At 43.8% G+C, this 19774-nt stretch carries 16 protein-coding genes; 6 read left to right on the top strand and 10 right to left on the bottom strand.

Going from position 1 to position 19774, the window contains the following annotated elements; translation table 11 throughout:
• Positions 1–26 precede the first annotated feature (26 nt).
• The 6 genes from sapF to pspF all read right to left on the bottom strand — a co-directional run bounded on the left by sapF (position 27) and on the right by pspF (position 6862).
• Entirely contained in the window at positions 27–836 is an 810-nt protein-coding gene (sapF, locus tag Xenpb_RS10735) for a putrescine export ABC transporter ATP-binding protein SapF (RefSeq protein WP_099115205.1), read from the bottom strand.
• Complete coding sequence (gene sapD / locus Xenpb_RS10730; protein WP_187654311.1) at positions 837–1829, bottom strand: putrescine export ABC transporter ATP-binding protein SapD; 993 nt, start codon at positions 1827–1829, stop codon at positions 837–839.
• A complete protein-coding gene (gene sapC / locus Xenpb_RS10725) occupies positions 1829–2716 on the bottom strand; it encodes a putrescine export ABC transporter permease SapC (RefSeq protein ID WP_187654310.1) in 888 nt (295 codons plus the stop codon). Before sapC ends, sapD begins: the two co-directional genes overlap by 1 nt.
• A complete protein-coding gene (sapB, locus tag Xenpb_RS10720) occupies positions 2703–3668 on the bottom strand; it encodes a putrescine export ABC transporter permease SapB (protein ID WP_187654309.1) in 966 nt (321 codons plus the stop codon). The genes sapC and sapB overlap by 14 nt, the downstream gene beginning before the upstream one ends.
• A complete protein-coding gene (gene sapA, locus Xenpb_RS10715) occupies positions 3665–5485 on the bottom strand; it encodes an ABC transporter substrate-binding protein SapA (protein WP_304952549.1) in 1821 nt (606 codons plus the stop codon). Before sapA ends, sapB begins: the two co-directional genes overlap by 4 nt.
• A 357-nt stretch (positions 5486–5842) precedes the next feature.
• A complete protein-coding gene (gene pspF / locus Xenpb_RS10710) occupies positions 5843–6862 on the bottom strand; it encodes a phage shock protein operon transcriptional activator (RefSeq protein ID WP_187654308.1) in 1020 nt (339 codons plus the stop codon).
• 257 nt (positions 6863–7119) lie between these two features.
• On the opposite strand from pspF, the gene pspA reads away from it, so the two are divergent.
• The 6 genes from pspA to tyrR all read left to right on the top strand — a co-directional run bounded on the left by pspA (position 7120) and on the right by tyrR (position 12814).
• Positions 7120–7791, top strand: coding sequence for a phage shock protein PspA (pspA, locus tag Xenpb_RS10705; RefSeq protein WP_187654307.1), 672 nt, complete (start codon positions 7120–7122; stop codon positions 7789–7791).
• Between the two features lie 48 nt (positions 7792–7839).
• A complete protein-coding gene (gene pspB, locus Xenpb_RS10700) occupies positions 7840–8061 on the top strand; it encodes an envelope stress response membrane protein PspB (protein ID WP_187654306.1) in 222 nt (73 codons plus the stop codon).
• Entirely contained in the window at positions 8061–8423 is a 363-nt protein-coding gene (gene pspC / locus Xenpb_RS10695) for an envelope stress response membrane protein PspC (RefSeq protein WP_187654305.1), read from the top strand. Before pspB ends, pspC begins: the two co-directional genes overlap by 1 nt.
• Before the next feature lie 185 nt (positions 8424–8608).
• Entirely contained in the window at positions 8609–10006 is a 1398-nt protein-coding gene (locus Xenpb_RS10690) for a YcjX family protein (RefSeq protein WP_187654304.1), read from the top strand.
• The gene (locus Xenpb_RS10685; RefSeq protein WP_187654303.1) at positions 10003–11088 is read left to right on the top strand and encodes a YcjF family protein; all 1086 of its coding nucleotides are present in this window, start codon (positions 10003–10005) and stop codon (positions 11086–11088) included. The genes Xenpb_RS10690 and Xenpb_RS10685 overlap by 4 nt, the downstream gene beginning before the upstream one ends.
• Before the next feature lie 136 nt (positions 11089–11224).
• Positions 11225–12814, top strand: a complete 1590-nt coding sequence (tyrR, locus tag Xenpb_RS10680; protein ID WP_187654302.1) for a transcriptional regulator TyrR — start codon at positions 11225–11227, stop codon at positions 12812–12814.
• 248 nt (positions 12815–13062) lie between these two features.
• Here tyrR and Xenpb_RS10675 read toward each other — a convergent pair whose 3' ends face one another.
• The 4 genes from Xenpb_RS10675 to tssF form a co-directional block, all read right to left on the bottom strand.
• Positions 13063–14076, bottom strand: a complete 1014-nt coding sequence (locus Xenpb_RS10675) for a serine/threonine-protein kinase (protein ID WP_187654301.1) — start codon at positions 14074–14076, stop codon at positions 13063–13065.
• Positions 14077–14101: 25 nt separating this feature from the next.
• Entirely contained in the window at positions 14102–16726 is a 2625-nt protein-coding gene (gene tssH, locus Xenpb_RS10670) for a type VI secretion system ATPase TssH (RefSeq protein ID WP_187654300.1), read from the bottom strand.
• A 70-nt stretch (positions 16727–16796) separates the two neighbouring features.
• Positions 16797–17891 (bottom strand): type VI secretion system baseplate subunit TssG, encoded by a 1095-nt coding sequence (tssG, locus tag Xenpb_RS10665; protein WP_255523111.1) that lies wholly within the window; start codon positions 17889–17891, stop codon positions 16797–16799.
• Positions 17892–17893: 2 nt separating this feature from the next.
• Complete coding sequence (gene tssF / locus Xenpb_RS10660) at positions 17894–19768, bottom strand: type VI secretion system baseplate subunit TssF (protein ID WP_187654299.1); 1875 nt, start codon at positions 19766–19768, stop codon at positions 17894–17896.
• Positions 19769–19774 lie beyond the last annotated feature (6 nt).

The following is a 19774-nucleotide window of genomic DNA, read 5'->3' as shown; positions in this document are numbered from 1 at the left end:
TGAATAAAATGCACCCAATGAAAATATTAGGTGAGATCCTGACGCCATGCTTCAGCAGACAAGGCTTCACCAAAATGGCTGGCTATCAATTTGCGTGTAATATCATGCAGTGGAGAAGCCAGTACCTCCGCTGTATTGCCACGCTCTACAACTTCGCCTTGGTGCATTACCAGTACTTGATCACTGATATGTTTCATCATACCGAGATGTTGAGTGACATAGATATAAGAAATACCGTGTTTCTCTTGTAATTCCAGCATCAGGTTAATGATTTGAGAGCGCATCGACATATCAAGAGAAGCTAATGCTTCGTCTGCGACAATAATTTGTGGCTGCAATATCAAAGCCCGGGCCAGAGCTACACGCTGTTTCTGCCCTGATGCCAGCATATGTGGATAATAATTGGCGTGGTCTGGTAATAAACCCACTTGGCGCAATGTCTGATTGATCCGTTTCTCCCGTTCGGAAGGGGATAACTCAGTATTCAGGATTAATGGCATATCCAAAATCTGGCCGATGCGCTGGCGGGGATTCAATGAAGTGCTGGGATCCTGAAAAATCATGCGGATGCGCTGGCTACGGTAACTGTAATCACCATAAGCCAGCTTATGGTTGTTAATCAGAATTTCACCCGAAGTCGGTTCAATAACCCCTGATAACATCCTCGCCAAAGTAGATTTGCCAGAGCCATTTGCACCAATAATGGCCAGTGTTTTTTTAGATTGCAAAGTAAAGCTCACGGGTTTTACCGCGTCAAGATGATGACGGCGAAATAGCCCGGTGCGATAACGGAATGTTTTAGTCAGGTTTTTGACTTCCAATAATGTGTCAACCACTTACGATTCTTCCATATTCAAAGGGAAATGGCAGGCGAATGCGTGATTCTTAATCACCCGTAACCGAGGGGTCGCTATACAGGTTTTCTGTGCATAGGGGCAACGTGGCCCCAAACGGCATCCTATCGGCAGATGCTCCAGTGACGGGATAGCTCCGGGTAATGTATTCAACCGGCTCTTATGCGGCAGTGGGCTGCCAAAATCAGGAATTGAACGGATCAGCGCTTGTGTATAGGGATGATAAGGTCTTATCAGCAACTCATCCGGCGTAGCACTTTCTACTGTTTGACCGCAATAAAGTACATTGATGCGTTTCACCAGTTTGCTCATCATTTGCAGATCATGGCTGATCAACAGAATTGTCATGTTGTTATTCTGATTTAAGCTCGACAGCAAACGGAATATCTGAGCCTGTGTGGTTGGTTCCATTGCATTGGTTGGCTCATCTGCAATCAGCAAGCGTGGTTGATTGGCAAGAGCAATGGCAATCATCACTTTTTGGCATTCACCTTCCGTTAATTCATAAGGATAACTGTGCATGATGTCATAGTGGTCTTTGATACCAACACGATGCAGCAGTTCAATTGCACGGCGTTTTCTCCAATTAAATCTCTGCCACCAACGGCCTTTAAACGTCCATCCGGGAATAGCTTGAATAAGCTGCTTACCCACATTTTCTGATGGATCGAGACAGGATTGCGGTTCTTGAAAAATCATTGAGATATTGTGACCAATCACTTTACGGCGTTGCCGTGGTGTCAGGCGCAATAAGTCAATATCATTGAAACGAAAACGATCAGCGGTGACTTTAAGATTATCTTTTGTGACGCCACATATCGCTTTGGCAATCAAACTCTTCCCTGATCCTGATTCGCCCGCCAAACCGAGAATTTCACCTTCTGTCAGTGAAATACTCATGCGGTCAACCGCTTTGACGGGACCTTCTGCTGTCATAAACTCAATGGTGAGGTTTCGAATATCAAGCAATGGCATTATTCGACTCCTGCGTTAATGGCGCGGTGGAGTCCGTCACCCAGTAGGTTAACGAATAGAACGCTGAGCATAATTGCGCCTCCCGGCAACATCACAGTCCATGGCGCAGCATAGATCAATTCCAATGAATCTCCCAGCATCGCACCCCATTCAGGTGATGGCAGCCGTGCTCCAAGATCGAGGAAGCCCAAGGCTGCAATATCAAGGATGGCGATGGAAAGTGTGCGCGTTAGCTCAGTGACGATTACCGCAGTGATATTGGGAAAAACGGCATAGCGTAGAATATGGTAATTTGATGCGCCATCCAAACGTGCTGCGATAATATATTCCTTATCCAATTCGTCATGTACAGCCGTATAAATAGTGCGCACTATTCTTGGCAGTAATGCCAGCCAGACAGCTATCATGGCATGATGCAGACTGGCTCCAACGAAAGCAACGACAATAATCGCCAGCAATAAAGAAGGAATAGAGAGTAAGGTATCAAGGATATGGTTCAGGACCGCAGACTTAAACCCATGGGTCATCCCTGCGAGGCTGCCGATGATTAGTCCCACAATGGCTGCTGCCGCGGTTACAACCAGTGCAGATCCGAATGTGGAAGATGTACCAATCAGCAGGCGGCTGAAAATATCACGACCAAGATCATCGGTTCCGAGAAAAAAGGCGACATTACCGTGATGCGACCATGAAGGTGGCATCAGTTGATCCAGAAATTGCTGATCAAGCCGATAGGGGGCGAGATGGTTTCCCAACAAACTCAATGCAATTAAAACCAGTACCCCATAGAAACCCGTCATCGCTAATATGTCAGCATAGAAAAACCGCCCAATAACTTTCAACGGCGACGGCATTTTCTTTTCTTGGTAAAAATTATCTAAGGGCATACCATTCCTTATTCTTCAGAGGATTAGCCACCGCTCCGATGATATCAGTCAACACATTAACTGAAATAACTAACGTGCCTATCACCATAACTCCTGCTGAAATGACTGAATAATCCTGTTGGCGAATAGCACTGATAAGCCAGCGTCCTAAACCAGGCCAGTTAAATACCTGTTCTGTCACCATCGCTAATGTGAGCATGGTTGAAAATTGCAATCCCAGTTTGGGAATAATAGGCGGTAAAGCGTTATGCAGCAGGTGACGGCGAATAATTGTCAACCGTGATAAGCCACGCGTTGCTGCTGATTTAATATAGTTTGCGGTTGATATTTCCTCAGTGCTATTACGCATCAAACGAATGACTTCCGTTGTGGGAGCAACAGCCAGCGTGATGACAGGCAGAATCATGTGCAGAATAACACTCATGATCATCTCATTACGATGTGGTGATTCCGACAACCAGGCATCAATCAATGCAGAACCAGTCACGGGCTCCATCCGATAGAGCAAATCAAATCGCCCTGAAACGGGCAGCCACCCTAAGTAAAGTGAAAAGAGCAGCGTCAGCAAAAGCGCTAACCAGAAAACCGGGATGGAAAAACCACAGAGAGCAAATGTGCTGATAATGACATCGACTTTTTTATTGCGCCAGACACCGGCGATAATCCCCAGAGGGATACCGACTAACAGAGCCATGGAAAAAGCAAGAATACAAAGTTCCATTGTTGCGGGGAGAACATCATACAATTGTTCAATAATTCGTTCCCCGTTAATGCTGGAAATACCAAAATTCCATTGGAGCAATCCACTGAAATAGTGAATGAAAGCATCTGTCAGTGATGCACCGCTCAAAGGGCCGTGCGGTGTGAAATACATCAGGCTGAAACTGATTAATGAAAGAAAAAACAACGTCACAACCAGAAGCAGCAAACGACGTAAGATATAAATAATCATTTGCTTTCCTCTTTATTTTCATCAGTCGTGGTGATTATTTGTTCTCGGTATACACTGCCAAAGGGGCTATTGCCAAACGGGCTTAGCACCAAGCCTTTGATGTTATAACGAAATATTTGCAGACGCATCGCATAAGCCAGTGGCAGTACAGGTAATTGCTGTGCCAGAATTTCTTGTGCAACTTGATAATTTTTGATGCGTGAAGCAAGTTGTTGATTTAATAAAGCCTGATGAAGTGCATTATCGAAATCAGCATTACACCAACGGCTTAGGTTAGTTTGGGAGGCGATAGCCGCACAACTCAGTAAAGGACGGAAAAAACTATCGGGATCGTTGCTATCCGTAGACCATCCAGCCAATGTCATATCATGGGTTTTGTCCATCAGTTGATTTTCTTGGTAACGGCCTTCGACAGGGCGGATGGACATTTTAATCCCGACTTGGGCCAAATCTGCCTGAATAAGTTCCGCCATTTTCAGAGGGCTTGGATTATAGGCTTGTGACGCAGTTGGCACCCATAATGTTAACTTCAATCCATGTAATCCCAATTCATCTAACATCTTGCGGGATTTTTCAGGATCATATTCGGTAACTTCGGCACGATTATCATACGCCCAAGATGCACGTGGTAAGATCGACGCCGCTGTTTCAGCAGTACCGTAATAGATAGATTTCATCAGGCGTTGGTTATTGATGGCATAAGCAATCGCCTGGCGAACCTCCAATTTATCCAACGGTGGGTTGCTGGTATTAAATGCAAGATAGGCGATGTTCATGCCTGAACGTAATGTCTGGCGCAAGTTTGGATCATCATGCAAAATATTCCACTGGTTGGCATCGGGATAGGCCAGTACATCGCATTCACCCGTGAGCAGTTTTGATATTCTGCCTGTACCACCGGCTCCGGTATCTATAACAACCTGTTCCATGCGTGGCTTACCTCTCCAATATTTATCATGACGAACAAGGCGGATAAATTGTTCCATCTGATAATCCTCCAGCATGAATGGCCCCGTTCCTACAGGTTTCCAGTCAATCTCTCTCTGCTGATTTATTTGCTGCAATTTTTGAGCATATTCCTGAGACAGGATAGGAGCATAGTATGTTGCCAGATGCCAAATGAAAGAAGCATCAGGTGCTTTAAGGCGAAATTCAACGGTATATTTATCGATTTTTCGAATATCCTGTACTGAATCACCAAATTGCAGGCTGTCAAAATAGGGATAGTGACCACCATTAACATTATGATAATAATGTGTTTCATCGAAGACGCGGCGGAAGCTGAACACCACATCATCAGCATTCATCGTGCGAGTTGGTGTAAACCAATCCGTTGTTTGGAAAGCAACATTATGGCGCAGGTGAAAGCGATAAGTTGCACCATTGTCTCTCACTTCCCAGTCGGAAGCCAGCTCAGGAATTAAACGATAGGTAAGGGGATCAACGCCCAGCAGGCGATTGTAGATTTGTGCTGCAAGCGTATCCACAGTCAAGCCGCTGATGCTCAACTGTGGATTAAATGTATTCAGGTTGCCATTAACACAATAGATAAAACCATTCTGTCTTAATTTGCTTGAAATGTAAGACAAATTTTCTGGGGTGTTGCTGGGCGTGGAGTTAGGGAATGATTTAATCGATGTTGGAATAGGGCCCGAAATCGATTCTGGAATGGTTTGCACCGGTGTAGTTTGCACAGGTGTAGTTTGTATAGGTGTAGTTTGCACAGGTATAGTTTTCATGGATTCTGGAATAGCGTTCTCGGCTGCAAGGGCAGGGGCAGCAAGCAATAATATAATCCAGTAAATCAAATAGCGCATATAAAACGTCATTCATAGAAAAGAGTTCGGCCATTGTAACTTAATTAACGCTTTTTGCTCAAAAACAACGATCAGATCACGTCAATGAGAAAAGTTCTCAATAAAGTGCTTTACAAATAGAATTGAGACGTATTATCATTCGTATCGTGCTTTCGGGAAAACATCTTTGCAATACGCAGGATGTAATCTTCAGGAACAGCACGACATTGCTCACATTGCTTCCAGTATTTTATTAGCCGGCTCGGGTGCCGGCTATTTTTTTATCTTATTATTCATCGTCAGATTACCACTATGGTTTACCAGAATGTTTACCAAGATCTGAAATCGATTGGCTACCTTATTCCCACTGATTTTCATTTATTCACTGGTATGAATATCAATATCGTGTTTTTTGATTAATCCACGTAGCTGGTGATAAGTCAGGTTGAGCTTATCAGCCGCTTTTTTCTGATTGAATTGACTTTTTACCAATGCCTGTATGATCAAAATCCTTTCACTATCATTTTGCCATTGCCTTAAATCAAGGGGTAATTGGGGAAGGGTGTAATCGGTCGGCTGACTATCAATAGATCGCGAATTAACAGGTTGTTCAACAAGCCCTTGTGATGATGAAAATGGATTGATAATGATAGTGTTTAATTCATTCTGATTATCGCCGTGTCGATAAATGGAGCGTTCTATGACGTTCTTTAATTCTCGGACATTGCCGGGCCAATGATAAGAAAGTAGCTGCTGTTTGGCTTTGTCAGTAAATCCGGGGAAAAAGGTCAGCTTTAATTCGCGACACATCTGAATCGCAAAATTCTGTGCCAGTAACATAATATCCTGTTGTCGTTGACGTAGTGGCGGAATTTGAACCACATCGAATGCAAGCCTGTCAAGTAAATCAGCCCTGAACTTCCCGCAGGCAGCCATAGCAGGCAAATCTTCATTGGTTGCACAGATCAGACGTACATCGACTTGTAAGGACTTATTGCCACCTACGCGTTCCAAATGACCATATTCAATGACGCGCAGCAATTTTTCCTGTACCTGCATCGGGGCGGTAGCCAGTTCGTCAAGAAACAACGTTCCACCATCTGCCCGTTCAAAGCGCCCCTGATGTTTTGCATGAGCGCCTGTGAATGCGCCGGCTTCATGACCGAAGAGCTCAGAATCAAGCAAGTTTTCATTGAGCGCAGCACAGTTCAAAGAAATGAAGGGGCCTTGCCAACGCGGAGAAAGATAATGCAAACGACGGGCGATTAACTCCTTACCTGTTCCCCGTTCGCCGAGAACCAAAACAGGCTTATTCAACTTTGCCAGTGCAGAGACTTGTTCCAAAATTTCAATAAAACAGTTTGCTTCACCTAATAGGTTATCAATAAACTGGGACATGGTATTTTTCGCCACTAATTAGTCAATTTAACCACATTAAATTATGGCAATAAAAAGTCAAAGGAAAATTATTTTATTTATTTCAATAAGATAATAAAGATATAAAAGTTGGCATGTATCTTGTATTTATATTTAAGTCATTTGTATTTAAGTGATTTGTATTCAAGTAATTAAATAAATGCCTTACCGTGTATCTTATTACCCGCTTTAACAGTACACAGGCATAACATACATTCTAATGAAAGAGGTTTATGACTATGGGTATTTTTTCTCGCTTTGCTGATATCGTTAATGCCAACATTTCTTCTCTGCTGGATAAAGCGGAAGATCCACAAAAAATGATCCGCTTGATGATTCAGGAAATGGAAGACACGCTGGTTGAAATTCGTTCAACCTCAGCGCGTACACTGGCAGAGAAAAAACAACTTTTGCGCCGTATTAGCAATGGCGAAAGCCAAATTGAGGGTTGGCAGGAAAAAGCTGAACTGGCGCTGAGTAAAGGTAAAGAAGATCTGGCTCGTGCGGCGTTGATTGAAAAACAGAAAGTTAACAGTCTGGTTGAAGTATTAACAAACGAACTGTCGATTTTGGATGAAACGCTTGAACGCATTAAGGGTGAAGTGACGGAGCTGGAAAATAAATTGACAGAAGCGCGTGCAAGACAACAATCATTAACTTTGCGTCATCAGGCTGCGGCATCTTCCCGTGAAGTACGTCGTCAGCTAGATAGTGGTAAAATAGACGAGGCAATGGCGCGATTCGAGCAGTTTGAGCGCCGGATAGATCACATGGAAGCCGAAGCGGAATCCGTTGGGTTGGGTAAACAAAAATCACTCGAACAGCAATTTGCAGAATTGAAAGCGGATGATGAAATCAGTGCGCAACTTGCGGCCCTGAAGGCTAAAATGAATCTCAAAGATCCACAATGATGACATATGTCATGCACAACTTATGTTATGCACAACTAAGGAAAGATAATGGGCTATATATTTCTGGGGATCCCACTGATCATCTTCGTGCTTTTTGTTTTACCCATTTGGTTGTGGCTGCATTATAGCAACCAGAATCGAGGTCAGTTAGGGAGCAACGAAGTTCAGCGTTTAGAGCAATTGACAGAGAACGCTCGGCGTATGCAGGAACGGATCAAAACGCTGGAAGATATCCTTGATGCTGAGCATCCAAACTGGAGACAGTCATAATGTCGAATACATACCGCCGGAAACTCTATCGCTTGCCAGATCAGGGGATGGTAAAAGGGGTTTGTGCCGGGCTGGCAGATTATTTTAACGTGCCTGTTCCGCTTATCCGTACTATCACAGTACTGTCGCTGTTCTTTGGGTTATTTGGCATAACTGTATTGGCTTATATTATCTTAACCTTTGTGATGGATCCCGCGCCTGCGGGATATTTGGCGGAGGAAAAAGATAGGGGGCCATCAGCACAGAAAATGTTGGATGAAGTAGATTACCAACTGAGGGCAAGTGAAGCTCGTTTGCGTCAGATGGAACGTTATATTACTTCAGACACTTACAGTGTACGCAGTCGTTTTCGCCAACTTTAGACCGTGAACAAGGTTAGGCTATAAATTTAGAATACTAAATTTAAATACCCTAAAATTTTATATAGAAAAATAGGGGATCTGGTCAGTAACATCGAAATAATATCAACCTGTTGATAATAAATGTAATTGTGCCGATGTTACAGACCGGATGAAACAGAGTCACGGTATTCCCCATTAGGAGAAACATGAAACGGTTGCAAAATGAACTTTCAGCGCTTGTTAATCGTGGAATGGACCGCCATTTGCGGCTGGCGGTAACAGGACTAAGTCGCAGCGGAAAAACCGCCTTTATTACTTCTTTAGTAAACCAGTTACTGCATGTGCATAGCGGAGCCAGATTGCCGCTATTTTCTGCTGTGCGTGATGGGCGTTTGCTGGGAGTAAAGCGGGTACCACAGCGAGATTTTGGTATTCCCCGTTTTGCTTATGATGAAAATATTGCCGCATTGCAAGATACACCACCGTATTGGCCAATACCAACGCGTGGAGTGAGCGAAATTCGCTTGGCTTTGCGTTATCGCTCTGAAGATTCTCTCTTTCGTTATCTAAAGGAAACCTCCACCCTTTACCTGGAAATTGTTGACTATCCGGGAGAGTGGTTACTCGATTTACCCATGCTGGAACAAAATTATCTGGCGTGGTCACGACATATGAATGGATTGCTCAAAGGGGAAAGAGCGAATTCGGCTAAACCGTGGTTGGAATTATGCAAACAATGTGATCCATTGGCGCCTGCTGATGAAAATTTACTTGCCAGAATCGCTCAGGCTTATACCGATTATCTGCATCAATGCAAACAACAGGGGTTGCATTTTATTCAGCCAGGGCGGTTTATATTACCGGGGGATTTAGCGGGAGCGCCAGCGCTGCAATTTTTCCCATGGCCGGATATCGACAGAATTGGAGAGCCTCAATTAACCAAGGCGGATAAACATACTAACATTGGAATGTTGCGGGAGCGCTTTGCTTATTATTGCGATCATATCGTCAAGGGTTTCTATAAAGAGCATTTCCTCCGTTTTGATCGGCAAATTGTTCTGGTGGATTGTTTACAGCCTTTGAACAGTGGCCCACAAGCCTTTAACGATATGCGGCTTGCATTGACACAGCTTATGCAGAGTTTCCATTATGGTAAACGAACATTGTTTCGTCGTTTATTTTCCCCTTGTATCGATAAATTGATGTTTGCGGCCAGCAAAGCTGATCATATTACAGCGGATCAACATGCCAACCTTGTTTCTCTTTTACAGCAATTGGTTCAGGAAGCCTGGCAAGACGCGGCGTTTGAAGGGATCAGTATGGATTGTGTGGGGCTTGCATCCGTTCAGGCAACAGAAAGTGGTATTGTCATTCATGATGGTGAAAAAATTCCTGCCATTAAAGGCAACCGCTTGTCAGATGATAAATCAATGACATTCTTTCCGGGAGAAGTGCCACAGCGTTTGCCGAACAGCGATTTTTGGCAAAAACAGGGGTTCAATTTTGAATCATTCAGGCCGAAACAAGCCAATATCGATATGCCGTTACCCCATATTCGCATGGATAGCGCAATGGAATTTTTACTGGGAGATAAATTAACATGACCGAGCCTTTGAAACCGAGAATGGATTTTGACGATCTTGCACCAACATCGTCAGAGCCGTCGCTGAAATCAAAAAAAGAATTCAATGGGCAGGAAAAGGAATTCTATCCGGTTATGCCTGAACTGGACGCAGAGGAACAAGAGGGGGAATTTGAAGGTGCTGTCAATCAGGCATTGAAACCAAAACGGAGTTTGTGGCGAAAAATTTTTTCCGGCGCAATATTGTTGTTAGGTGTCAGTGTGATTGCACAGTTTATTCAGTGGATATATCAATCATGGCAGCAGAATGATTGGATTGCACTGGGTGTTGCAGCAGCGGGTGGGCTGATTATTTTTGCGGGAATCGGCACAGTGATAAGAGAGTGGCGGCGTCTCTATCACTTACGCCAGCGTACTGAAGAGCGAGATACTGCGAAGGTGCTGTTGCAAAGCCATGGTATTGGTAAAGGGCGTCAATTTTGCGAAAAACTGGCAGAGCAAGCTGGAATTGAGCAACAGCACCCGGCATTGCAGCGTTGGCAGGCGGCTGTACATGAGACACACAATGACCGTGAAATAGTCATGTTATACAGCAAATTGGTTCAGCCGGTCTTAGATGTACAAGCGAAGAAAGAGATCAGTCGTTCTGCGGCAGAATCTGCTTTAATGATTGCTGTCAGCCCGTTGGCTATTGTCGATATGGCCTTTATTGCGTGGCGAAATATTCGTTTGATTAATCGCATAGCGGCACTATATGGAATCGAATTAGGTTATTTTAGCCGCATTCGTCTGTTCCGGTTAGTCTTGCTGAATATTGCCTTTGCGGGCGCGTCAGAATTAGTGAGAGAAGTGGGCATGGACTGGTTGTCTCAAGACATTGCCGCCCGTCTTTCAGCGCGTGCTGCTCAGGGAATTGGCGCGGGGCTGCTTACTGCACGTCTGGGTATTAAAGCAATGGAACTGTGCCGTCCTTTGCCGTGGATTGATGGCGACAAGCCGAAACTGGGGGATTTTCGCCACCAATTACTAACCCAGCTTAAAAGCACATTACCGATGACAAAAACCAAAAAGACCGAGAACAATACAGTCACCAAAATACAGTAGCCAAACAGTGGCTACTGTCATTCCAGATTGACAACTTATTTTATCGTAAACTTTTGCTGACAAGGGCTTCATCTATTGCACAGTAACGGGTAACATTTCAGAAGGTTATGCACATCGTGTAAATAAGGTCAAAATAATGCGATTAGAAGTTACTTGTCAGGATCGAATTGGGTTAACTCGTGAGTTACTTGATTTACTGGTTTTAAGAAATATTGACCTGAAAGGAATTGAGATTTCTCCTGCTCGTCGTATTTACCTTAATTTTACTCAGATTGATTTCAACACCTTTCGCTTATTGATGGCGGAAATTCGCCGCATCAGCGGAGTGATTGATGTTCGGACGGTCGCCTTTATGCCGTCAGAAAAAGAGCATAGGGCGATGTGGACATTGTTGGAATCGGTTCCTGAACCTATCTTTTCTATTGATATGAAAGGAAACATCGAGCTGGCTAACCCCGCTTCATTGGTACTATTTGGCCTCGGTAAAGAAAAGATAAGCCAAAAAAACATCAGTCATCTGATTAACAATTACAATTTCCTCCGCTGGCTCGAAAGTGAGCACCACCAACCTCATTCGGCACATTTATCCATCAAAGGGCAGGACTATGAGATGGATATTGTTCCTATGCAGTTAACAGATGAAAATCAGGTCGTCAGGTGTGTAGGCGCTGTAATTATGTTGCGTGCTGAATCACGTCATTCAGAAAAAAATATTGAATCATCGCTTAAACGATTAACGGTGAATGATGATCGTGCTTTCGAGCAAATTATTGCCGTCAGTCCTAAAATGGTTCATGTCGTTGAGCAGGCACGTAAAATGGCAATGCTTGATGCCCCGTTGCTGCTTATTGGAGAAACGGGAACCGGAAAAGATGAATTTGCTAAAGCTTGTCATTTGCGGAGTGCCAGAGGAAAAGAGCCTTTTCTTGGGTTAAATTGTGCTTCCATGCCAGATGATGTTGTCGAAAGTGAGCTGTTTGGTTATGCGGCGGGAGCTTACCCAAATGCGATGGAAGGCAAAAAAGGTTTCTTTGAGCAGGCGAATGGCGGAACGGTTTTGTTGGATGAGATCGGTGAAATGTCGCCACAAATGCAGAATAAATTGCTGCGTTTCTTGAACGATGGCACATTCCGCCGCGTTGGTGAAGATAATGAAGTTAAAGTTAATGTTCGGATTATATGCGCGACTCAGAAGAATTTGGTTGAGTTAGTGCAAAAAGGGATGTTTCGTGAAGATCTCTATTACCGGCTGAATGTGTTAACTATTACATTACCTCCCTTACGGGAGCGTCGGGCGGATATTATGCCGCTGACAGATTACTTTGTTACGCGTTTTGCACAAGAGCAGGGTTTAACCAAGCCTAAGCTTTCTTCTGATTTGGAACCATTTTTGTCTGGTTATCACTGGCCGGGGAACGTCAGACAACTGCGGAATGTTATCTATCATGCGTTGACTCAGCTTGAGACGAATAAACTATGCCCGCAGGATATTCAGTTACCTGAATTAGAATCAGAGATAGCATTTAGTGAAGATGTGCTGGTGGGGTCTTTGGATGAAATCAGCAAGCGTTTCGAACGTTCTGTATTGACGCGCCTTTATCGCCATTATCCCAGTACGCGTAAATTGGCAAAACGGCTTGGTGTTTCTCATACTGCAATAGCGAATAAACTACGTGAATATGGATTGAGTGGAAAGAAGCATACCTCTGAACATGAAGATGAATAATTATTGATTTTAAATACTCCGCCAAAGATTATCTCTGGCGGAGGCGTTTTTATTTTTTATTAACGTGAATATCGTTTTTGCACTTTGATACCTATATTTAGTTTCCCGTAATGGATTTGATAAAAAATCATGATGATGATTAACACTCAACGATCTTTTTCTATATATCATGGCCAGACTCCCTTAAATTACACAATAATTATTTATATCTGCATATTGTCATCTTGAAATCCACAGGGAATAGATTGTCAGTACTCTGATAGCGTACCAAAATCAGATAATGTCAAGGGCAAGGAGGGTTCTACAGCAGATGATTTTATCAACGTTGTTAATTCTGACGTGGTCATTGGTCGTTCAGAAGGTTGAATGGCTAAAGCGCGATCGATAGCATGTAGAAATGAGAGTGAATAACCAGCAAGTTTCCGTTCGGCCAGAGGTTGATAATTATCTTCAAGATTACGCACGATACTGACTGGCGGGGGAGTTCCTGTAATTAAAGTATGAAGTGCTGCCCCTATCGCATAGATATCTGTCCAGGGGCCTAGCTGTCCTTCTTCATTGGCGGTGTATTGTTCGATAGGCGTAAAACCTGATCTTATGGTAACTTCAAGTTCATCAGACAGTCGTTCGTTCAGTTTTCTGGTTGAGCCTAAATCGAGTAGTACCGGTGCTCCATTTTCTTGAATCAAGATATTATCCAAAGAAATATCACAGTGCAGATAACCCGCTTGGTGAAGCGTATTAAGTGCATCAAGCAAAGGATATAAAATGTTGCTGAGCCAGCGTTGATTGATAATTTCTGGTTGTGTCACTTGCAATGCCTTTAACGTCTTTCCACGGTAAAAAGGTGTTGCAATGTAGGCAGTGCAGTTTTGTTGCCAAAAATGAAGAAAAAATGGTAAGCATGGGTGATTGAAACAACTCATAAAATGCGCTTCACGCATAAAATTAGTCAGCCCCATTTGAAATCTTTTTCTGAAATCTCCTCTGCGTAGTTTTAACGTTAAATTTTGTTCACGTATTACCAAAGAAGAAGGCATATATTCTTTGATCGCAATGCTTCGTTTCAGTCGGTGATCCCAGGCACGATACACAATCCCGAACCCGCCACTGCCAATAACTTTTTCGATCTCAAATCCGTTCAAGCAATACCCAACAGGTAGTGCGTGTAAAGATGGATGATTGCCACTGAAATAGTTATTATAAGGATAATTATTATAAGAGTAGTTATTATAATAATGGTTATTATAAAAGTTCGGCATAATAAATAGTCTCCTGCTCACAAGCCTAATTCGTGAATTGACAGTGAAACTCACCTTGTTCGAGAAATACTTGTAGCTGATGATACTGTTGATCATTAGCAGTGGCAGAAAGAATATGCTGACTGATTTGTGGTAGCAAGGTGTTGGTCAGAATGGCATCTACCATGCGGCCTCCTGATTCGATTTCTGTGCATCGTTCGACGATATGTTTAACCAGAGCATTATCGAATGTAGCTATAATGCCGTGGTTCTCCAGTAAGCGTTTTTTAATACGATTTAATTGCAGATGAACGATATTTGACATCACTTCATCACTCAATGAGTAGTAAGGTATAACCATTAAGCGCCCTAGCAAAGCGGCAGGAAATACTTGTAGTAGCGATTTTCGCAATGCTGTGCTGAGTTTTTCTGGGTCTGGGATAGTGGCTGATTGTAAACACAGTGAGCTAACTAAATCAGCTCCAACATTGGATGTCAGGATAATGATGGTATTACGAAAATCAATGTGGCGACCTTCGCCATCTTCCATCCAACCTTTATCAAAGACCTGAAAGAAAATTTCGTGAACATCGGGGTGGGCTTTTTCAATCTCATCCAGCAATACCACGCTGTAGGGGCGGCGACGAACTGCTTCGGTCAACACGCCACCTTCACCATAACCTACGTAACCGGGAGGAGCACCTTTCAATGTGGATACGGTGTGTGCCTCCTGAAATTCACTCATATTGATGGTGATTAGATTCTGCTCGCCACCATATAACGTTTCTGCCAGTGCCAACGCGGTTTCAGTCTTGCCGACACCGGATGGGCCGCATAGCATGAATACACCAACCGGTTTATTGGGATCATCTAATCTGGCTCGTGAAGTACGCACCCGTTTTGCGATTAATTCTAAGGCGTGGTACTGGCCGATGACACGTTGGTTGAGTGTATCAGCTAAATGTAATACAGCCTCGATTTCGTCTTTTACCATACGGCTGAGCGGGATGCCCGTCCAATCCGATACAACGGCAGAAACAACATTACTGTCTACTGTAGCGAAAATAAGCGGGATATCTCCTTGCAAAATTTTCAATTGCTGCTGTAGCTCTGTCAGCTCAGTATGGAGGGTATCGATATCATCATGGTGCTGCTGTTCATGAAGCTGAGTTTGTAGGTGAATAATTTTATCAATCAGGGCGAGTTCTTGTTGCCAGCGATTTTCCAGTTGGCGCCGTTTTTCTTCCAGTACAGAGAGTTTCTCGCGGATAGTTTCTGACCGTTGTTGATCCCCAATGCCGACTTTTGATTCCCGTTCAGCGATTTCCAGTTCAATTTGCAAGGCATCAATTTGATGGCGACAGTTTTCTAACTGAGGGGGTTCAGCATGCTGGCTGATTGCAACTCTGGCACAAGCGGTATCCAACAAAGCTATCGCTTTATCAGGTAATTGGCGAGCAGGAATATAGCGGTGCGAGAGACGTACCGCTGCCTCAACAGCTTCATCCAATAAAAGGACATGGTGATGTTTCTCCAGTGTATTCACCAGCCTGCGTAGCATCAGCAATGCTTTGGTTTCATCCGGTTCATGAACCTGAACAACTTGAAAACGGCGCGTAAGGGCCGGATCTTTTTCGATATATTTTTTATATTCTGACCATGTGGTCGCGCCAAGAGTCCGTAATTGACCCCGTGCCAATGCGGGTTTTAACAAATTGGCGGCATCCCCGGTTCCTTGTTGTCCGCCGGCACCGATCAGAGTATGAATTTCATCAATAAACAGAATAATGGGAATTGGGCTGGATTGTACTTCTTCAATCACTTTGCGTAAGCGGGACTCAAACTCACCTCTGACCCCTGCACCGGCCTGTAACATACCAATATCCAATAGCCAAAGCTGCACGTTTTGTAGAGGAGGGGGGACTTCATTTGTTGTAATCCGCAGTGCCAATCCCTCAATGACAGCAGTCTTACCAACACCTGCTTCTCCTGTCAGTAGGGGATTATTTTGACGTCGCCGCATCAAGATGTCGATAATTTGCCGGATCTCTTCATCGCGCCCCGATACAGGATCAATATCACCATTACGGGCGCGGGCAGTCAGTTCCTGCCCGTATTTTTGTAACGCGCTGTCAGCCGATGGTTGTACCGTTGTTTGCGTATTATTGAGGGATAATTCGGTACTCTCTTGTGCTTCATTACTGCTACCGCAGATAGCGTTGAAATTATCCACCAAAGTATCTGTATTGATACGATCGAACTGCGGGGAAATGGCTTTCAACGTATTGCGCAGATTGAACGTTTTTAACATACCAATTAGCCAATGCGCACTGCGGATCTTGTCAACACCAAATTTCAGTGAACCGTATACCCAAGCGCGTTCTACAGCGCTGTCAATGTGTTCGGAGAGATCGGATATCGTGCTGGCACCGCGTGGTAAACGATCCAGTGCTGCAATAATATCCTTTGTCAGACTGGGCTCATCCAGTGCAAAGTAACGGATAATGAGTTGCAGGTCACTGTTTTGCAGTTGCATGAGTTGATGCAGCCAATGCACCAGTTCGACATAAGGATTACTGCGTAGTTTGCAAAATGTTGTGGCATTTTCCAGCGAAGTGAATAACAAACGATTAAGTTTACCAAAGAGAACAGAACGACTGATTTCTGACATAAATATAACCCGCAATAATAGTTGTTGCTTATGGGAGAAGTTAAGTTAACCAAAGGCAAATAGAAATAGATTAGAATTCGTTCCGGGGGGATTCTGGGTTATAGATTAAATCATCATAGTGAGCTGATTGGGTAACTTGTCCAATCCAGCTATTCAGGCCCAATTTTATTGTTTTTGACAGACGCATTTCTGTTATGGCTGATTTATCAAGTACTAGCCTGATATCCCATACATATTCAATACCCAGATATTGATATACCCAATCACGTAATTGCTGCGCTTTAGGTTGTCCGGGCAGAAACATGTCATATTCTGATTGGGTTAATGGCCCCAGCTCAATGCGGAATTTATGTTGAATATCATATGCTGCGATACCCAGGAAGGCAGATTTGCCTAAACTGGGCATATGACGTCCCGCCTTCAATCGAGCCTGATCCTGAGTTTCTATTTTCAGCCATTGTGGAATATTTTGGATGATTCTGACGGGGACTTTGAAATAAAAGAGCAGGATTTTTTCCAACCCTTCCGCACTATGCCATTGGCGGGAAAGATGACCCGCTAGCGAGTAACGAGCGTGGCTTTTGATGGTGTCATTGGCAGTGTTACGACTGAGAGTATCAAGATCCTGTTGGGCGGGTAATCCCGTACCTATCAGGCAGGCCAGATAACGGCAGAATTTCTGATTGTCCTGCCTGTCCAAAGAGGAAACCGGTTGTGCGTTAGCCCAGGCCCGGTAGAACAGAAGTGTTAGTCGATGATGGAATAAATTGGCAAAGGAGCTTAACGTTGAGTCGTGATAAGTATACTCCCGTGAATAGGCATACTCGGTTAAATGCAGGGGCAGTGGCCCATTGGGACCAAATAACCCGAAACTGTAAATGAGAATATCATACAACTTCGAATTTTCCCGTTGTTGAACTTCTGAAATCGTCGAAGGCGCGAATACCATTGAGGCTTTTTGTCCCAGGCGTAGAGGTTCATATCGCGGTAACGGAGCCGTTCCTAGCCGATAATATTCTCCGGATTGGGCATCTATTCGACGCAGAGTCTGGAATAAATCGAATTTCCACGGTGCCTGAGTAAGTTGTTGCCAAAAAGTATTTGGTAAGCGACATATACGATGAATGGTAATGATATCCGTCTTCATGTTTTTTATATATATCATGCTCATAACAATTTCTTGCTGCCTATACGGGCAGGCCAGAAACCTATCTGCCCGCGTTGCTGGCTATGCAGTGTCATTTCTATAAATGAGTTCATGGTTACCAGACGCGAAAATAATTTTTCCAGCACGCTGCCCAGAAGCCATGGGCTGGTTCCTGCAAACTCTTGCTCATCCACTTCAAGCTTAATGCTGACACCCCGGGCAAAGACAATTGGACCCGGCTCGGTTGTCCGGCGATAGATTTCTTTTAGCGAGCAATGGCGTATTCCATTGATTTGGCGTGTCACTGCGGGTTCAGCAAGGGTGGCATATAGGCTTAATAATTGCTGTAGTACCTGAGTACTTTCCTTTTTATCTTTATCCATAAAATTCAAATAATTAATTTGAAGTTGGCTAATTAAATTCCATGATATAGCGCCTTCTGCCAGAGCGGGATGTGGAATGGTTGGCCTTTTAAGAAACACAATTTGATTAATAGGGATGGACTCCAGCATAGCAAAACTGTCGATATCTTGTTGTCGCAACATCGCAGGTAAATCACGGTTGGTGCACATAACATCGGCACTTAAATATTTTAGTGCGTCAGGCCATGGAGAATGGTGTTCATCGACAATTGAGATGAATGTTTCTGTACCGATATAGCTGGTACGGGTTCCGTAGTGATGAGCGTGTTCAGACAAAATACGGGGATCGCGGCGTAGGGTGAAATACGCTCCATAATTGCTTTTATCATCACTGTTCGTTGACCAAAAAGGGCGAAATATGCGTTCTTCGTTATGGTTTTCATCAACGCCATATAAATGTTGTACAGAAAAAATTTCGTAATCCAGTGGACGGATATTATCCACAACCAGATGATACTCATTGGTACTTTCATCGACAGTGACGCGTTCAGTCACTTTCGGGAAAAGATTAATCACGGGAGTACAGTTCAGTGCCAAATAAGAGGCATCGACCAAACTTTCTAAGTCACTATCGATTTTGTCCAGAAGCAGAATCAGTTCAAATTCGCTTTCTTTCTCTGTTTGTTCCAGCAAAGATTGCATTCCACGGATACTGAAGAAACGGAAACGTACAGGAAAAGCAAAATATTCCTGAATCTGGCGATACCCACTGAAATTACGAGGATCATTAGGTAACATTGCCTGATTATCTTCAAAACCCTCGTGATGCGGTGAAATATCAGGCAATACCTGATACTGTGGCGTTTCACCTAGCGTCTGACATACCATGCCAACAGAGTGTTCCATAATCAATTCCAGCAATCTCTGGGACTGAATATCGGGTCCTGAAAGAAAAAAAGTCAGCGTGCTTAAATCCAGTTCGTTAAGGAAAAATTTCCCCTGACAGGCAAAGCGGATCCGCAGTGCGCTGACGGCACCATACTGATGAAGATTTAATCCCATAAGAGGAATGTTGGCCGGGATCTTGCCAAGCTCCACTTTTTGTAAATTCAGTGGTTGTAAAACGACATCTTGAGTTGTGGCATATTGAAAAGTAATTCCCTCTTTCTTCAATGTCTGGCAGAGCATGATAGTTCCGCGGGGAACCAGAAATCCGTGGCTGACATCCCCTTTACTCATATCTGGTTTGAGTTCGGTGATCGCCATTGAGGGGGTAGGGGCCAAATAGTTGGGATACAGCATTTCCAATAAATGCTGGGAAAAATGTTGAAATTCCGCATCCATTTTCAACTGGATGCGGGCGGTGAGGAAAGCGAAGCCTTCTAACAAGCGCTCAACATAGGGATCAGCGATATCAATGCCATGTATTCCTAAGCGGTTAGCAACTTTGGGATAGCGTTCAGCAAATTCTTTTCCCATTTCACGCAAATACACCAGCTCTCGGTTGTAATATTCCAATAACTTGCTATCCATGATTTT

The organism is Xenorhabdus sp. PB62.4, assembly GCF_014467285.1.
Lineage (GTDB): Bacteria > Pseudomonadota > Gammaproteobacteria > Enterobacterales > Enterobacteriaceae > Xenorhabdus.
The sequence above is the reverse complement of the archived record's forward strand: the minus strand, read 5'-3'. Positions and strand labels throughout refer to the sequence as shown.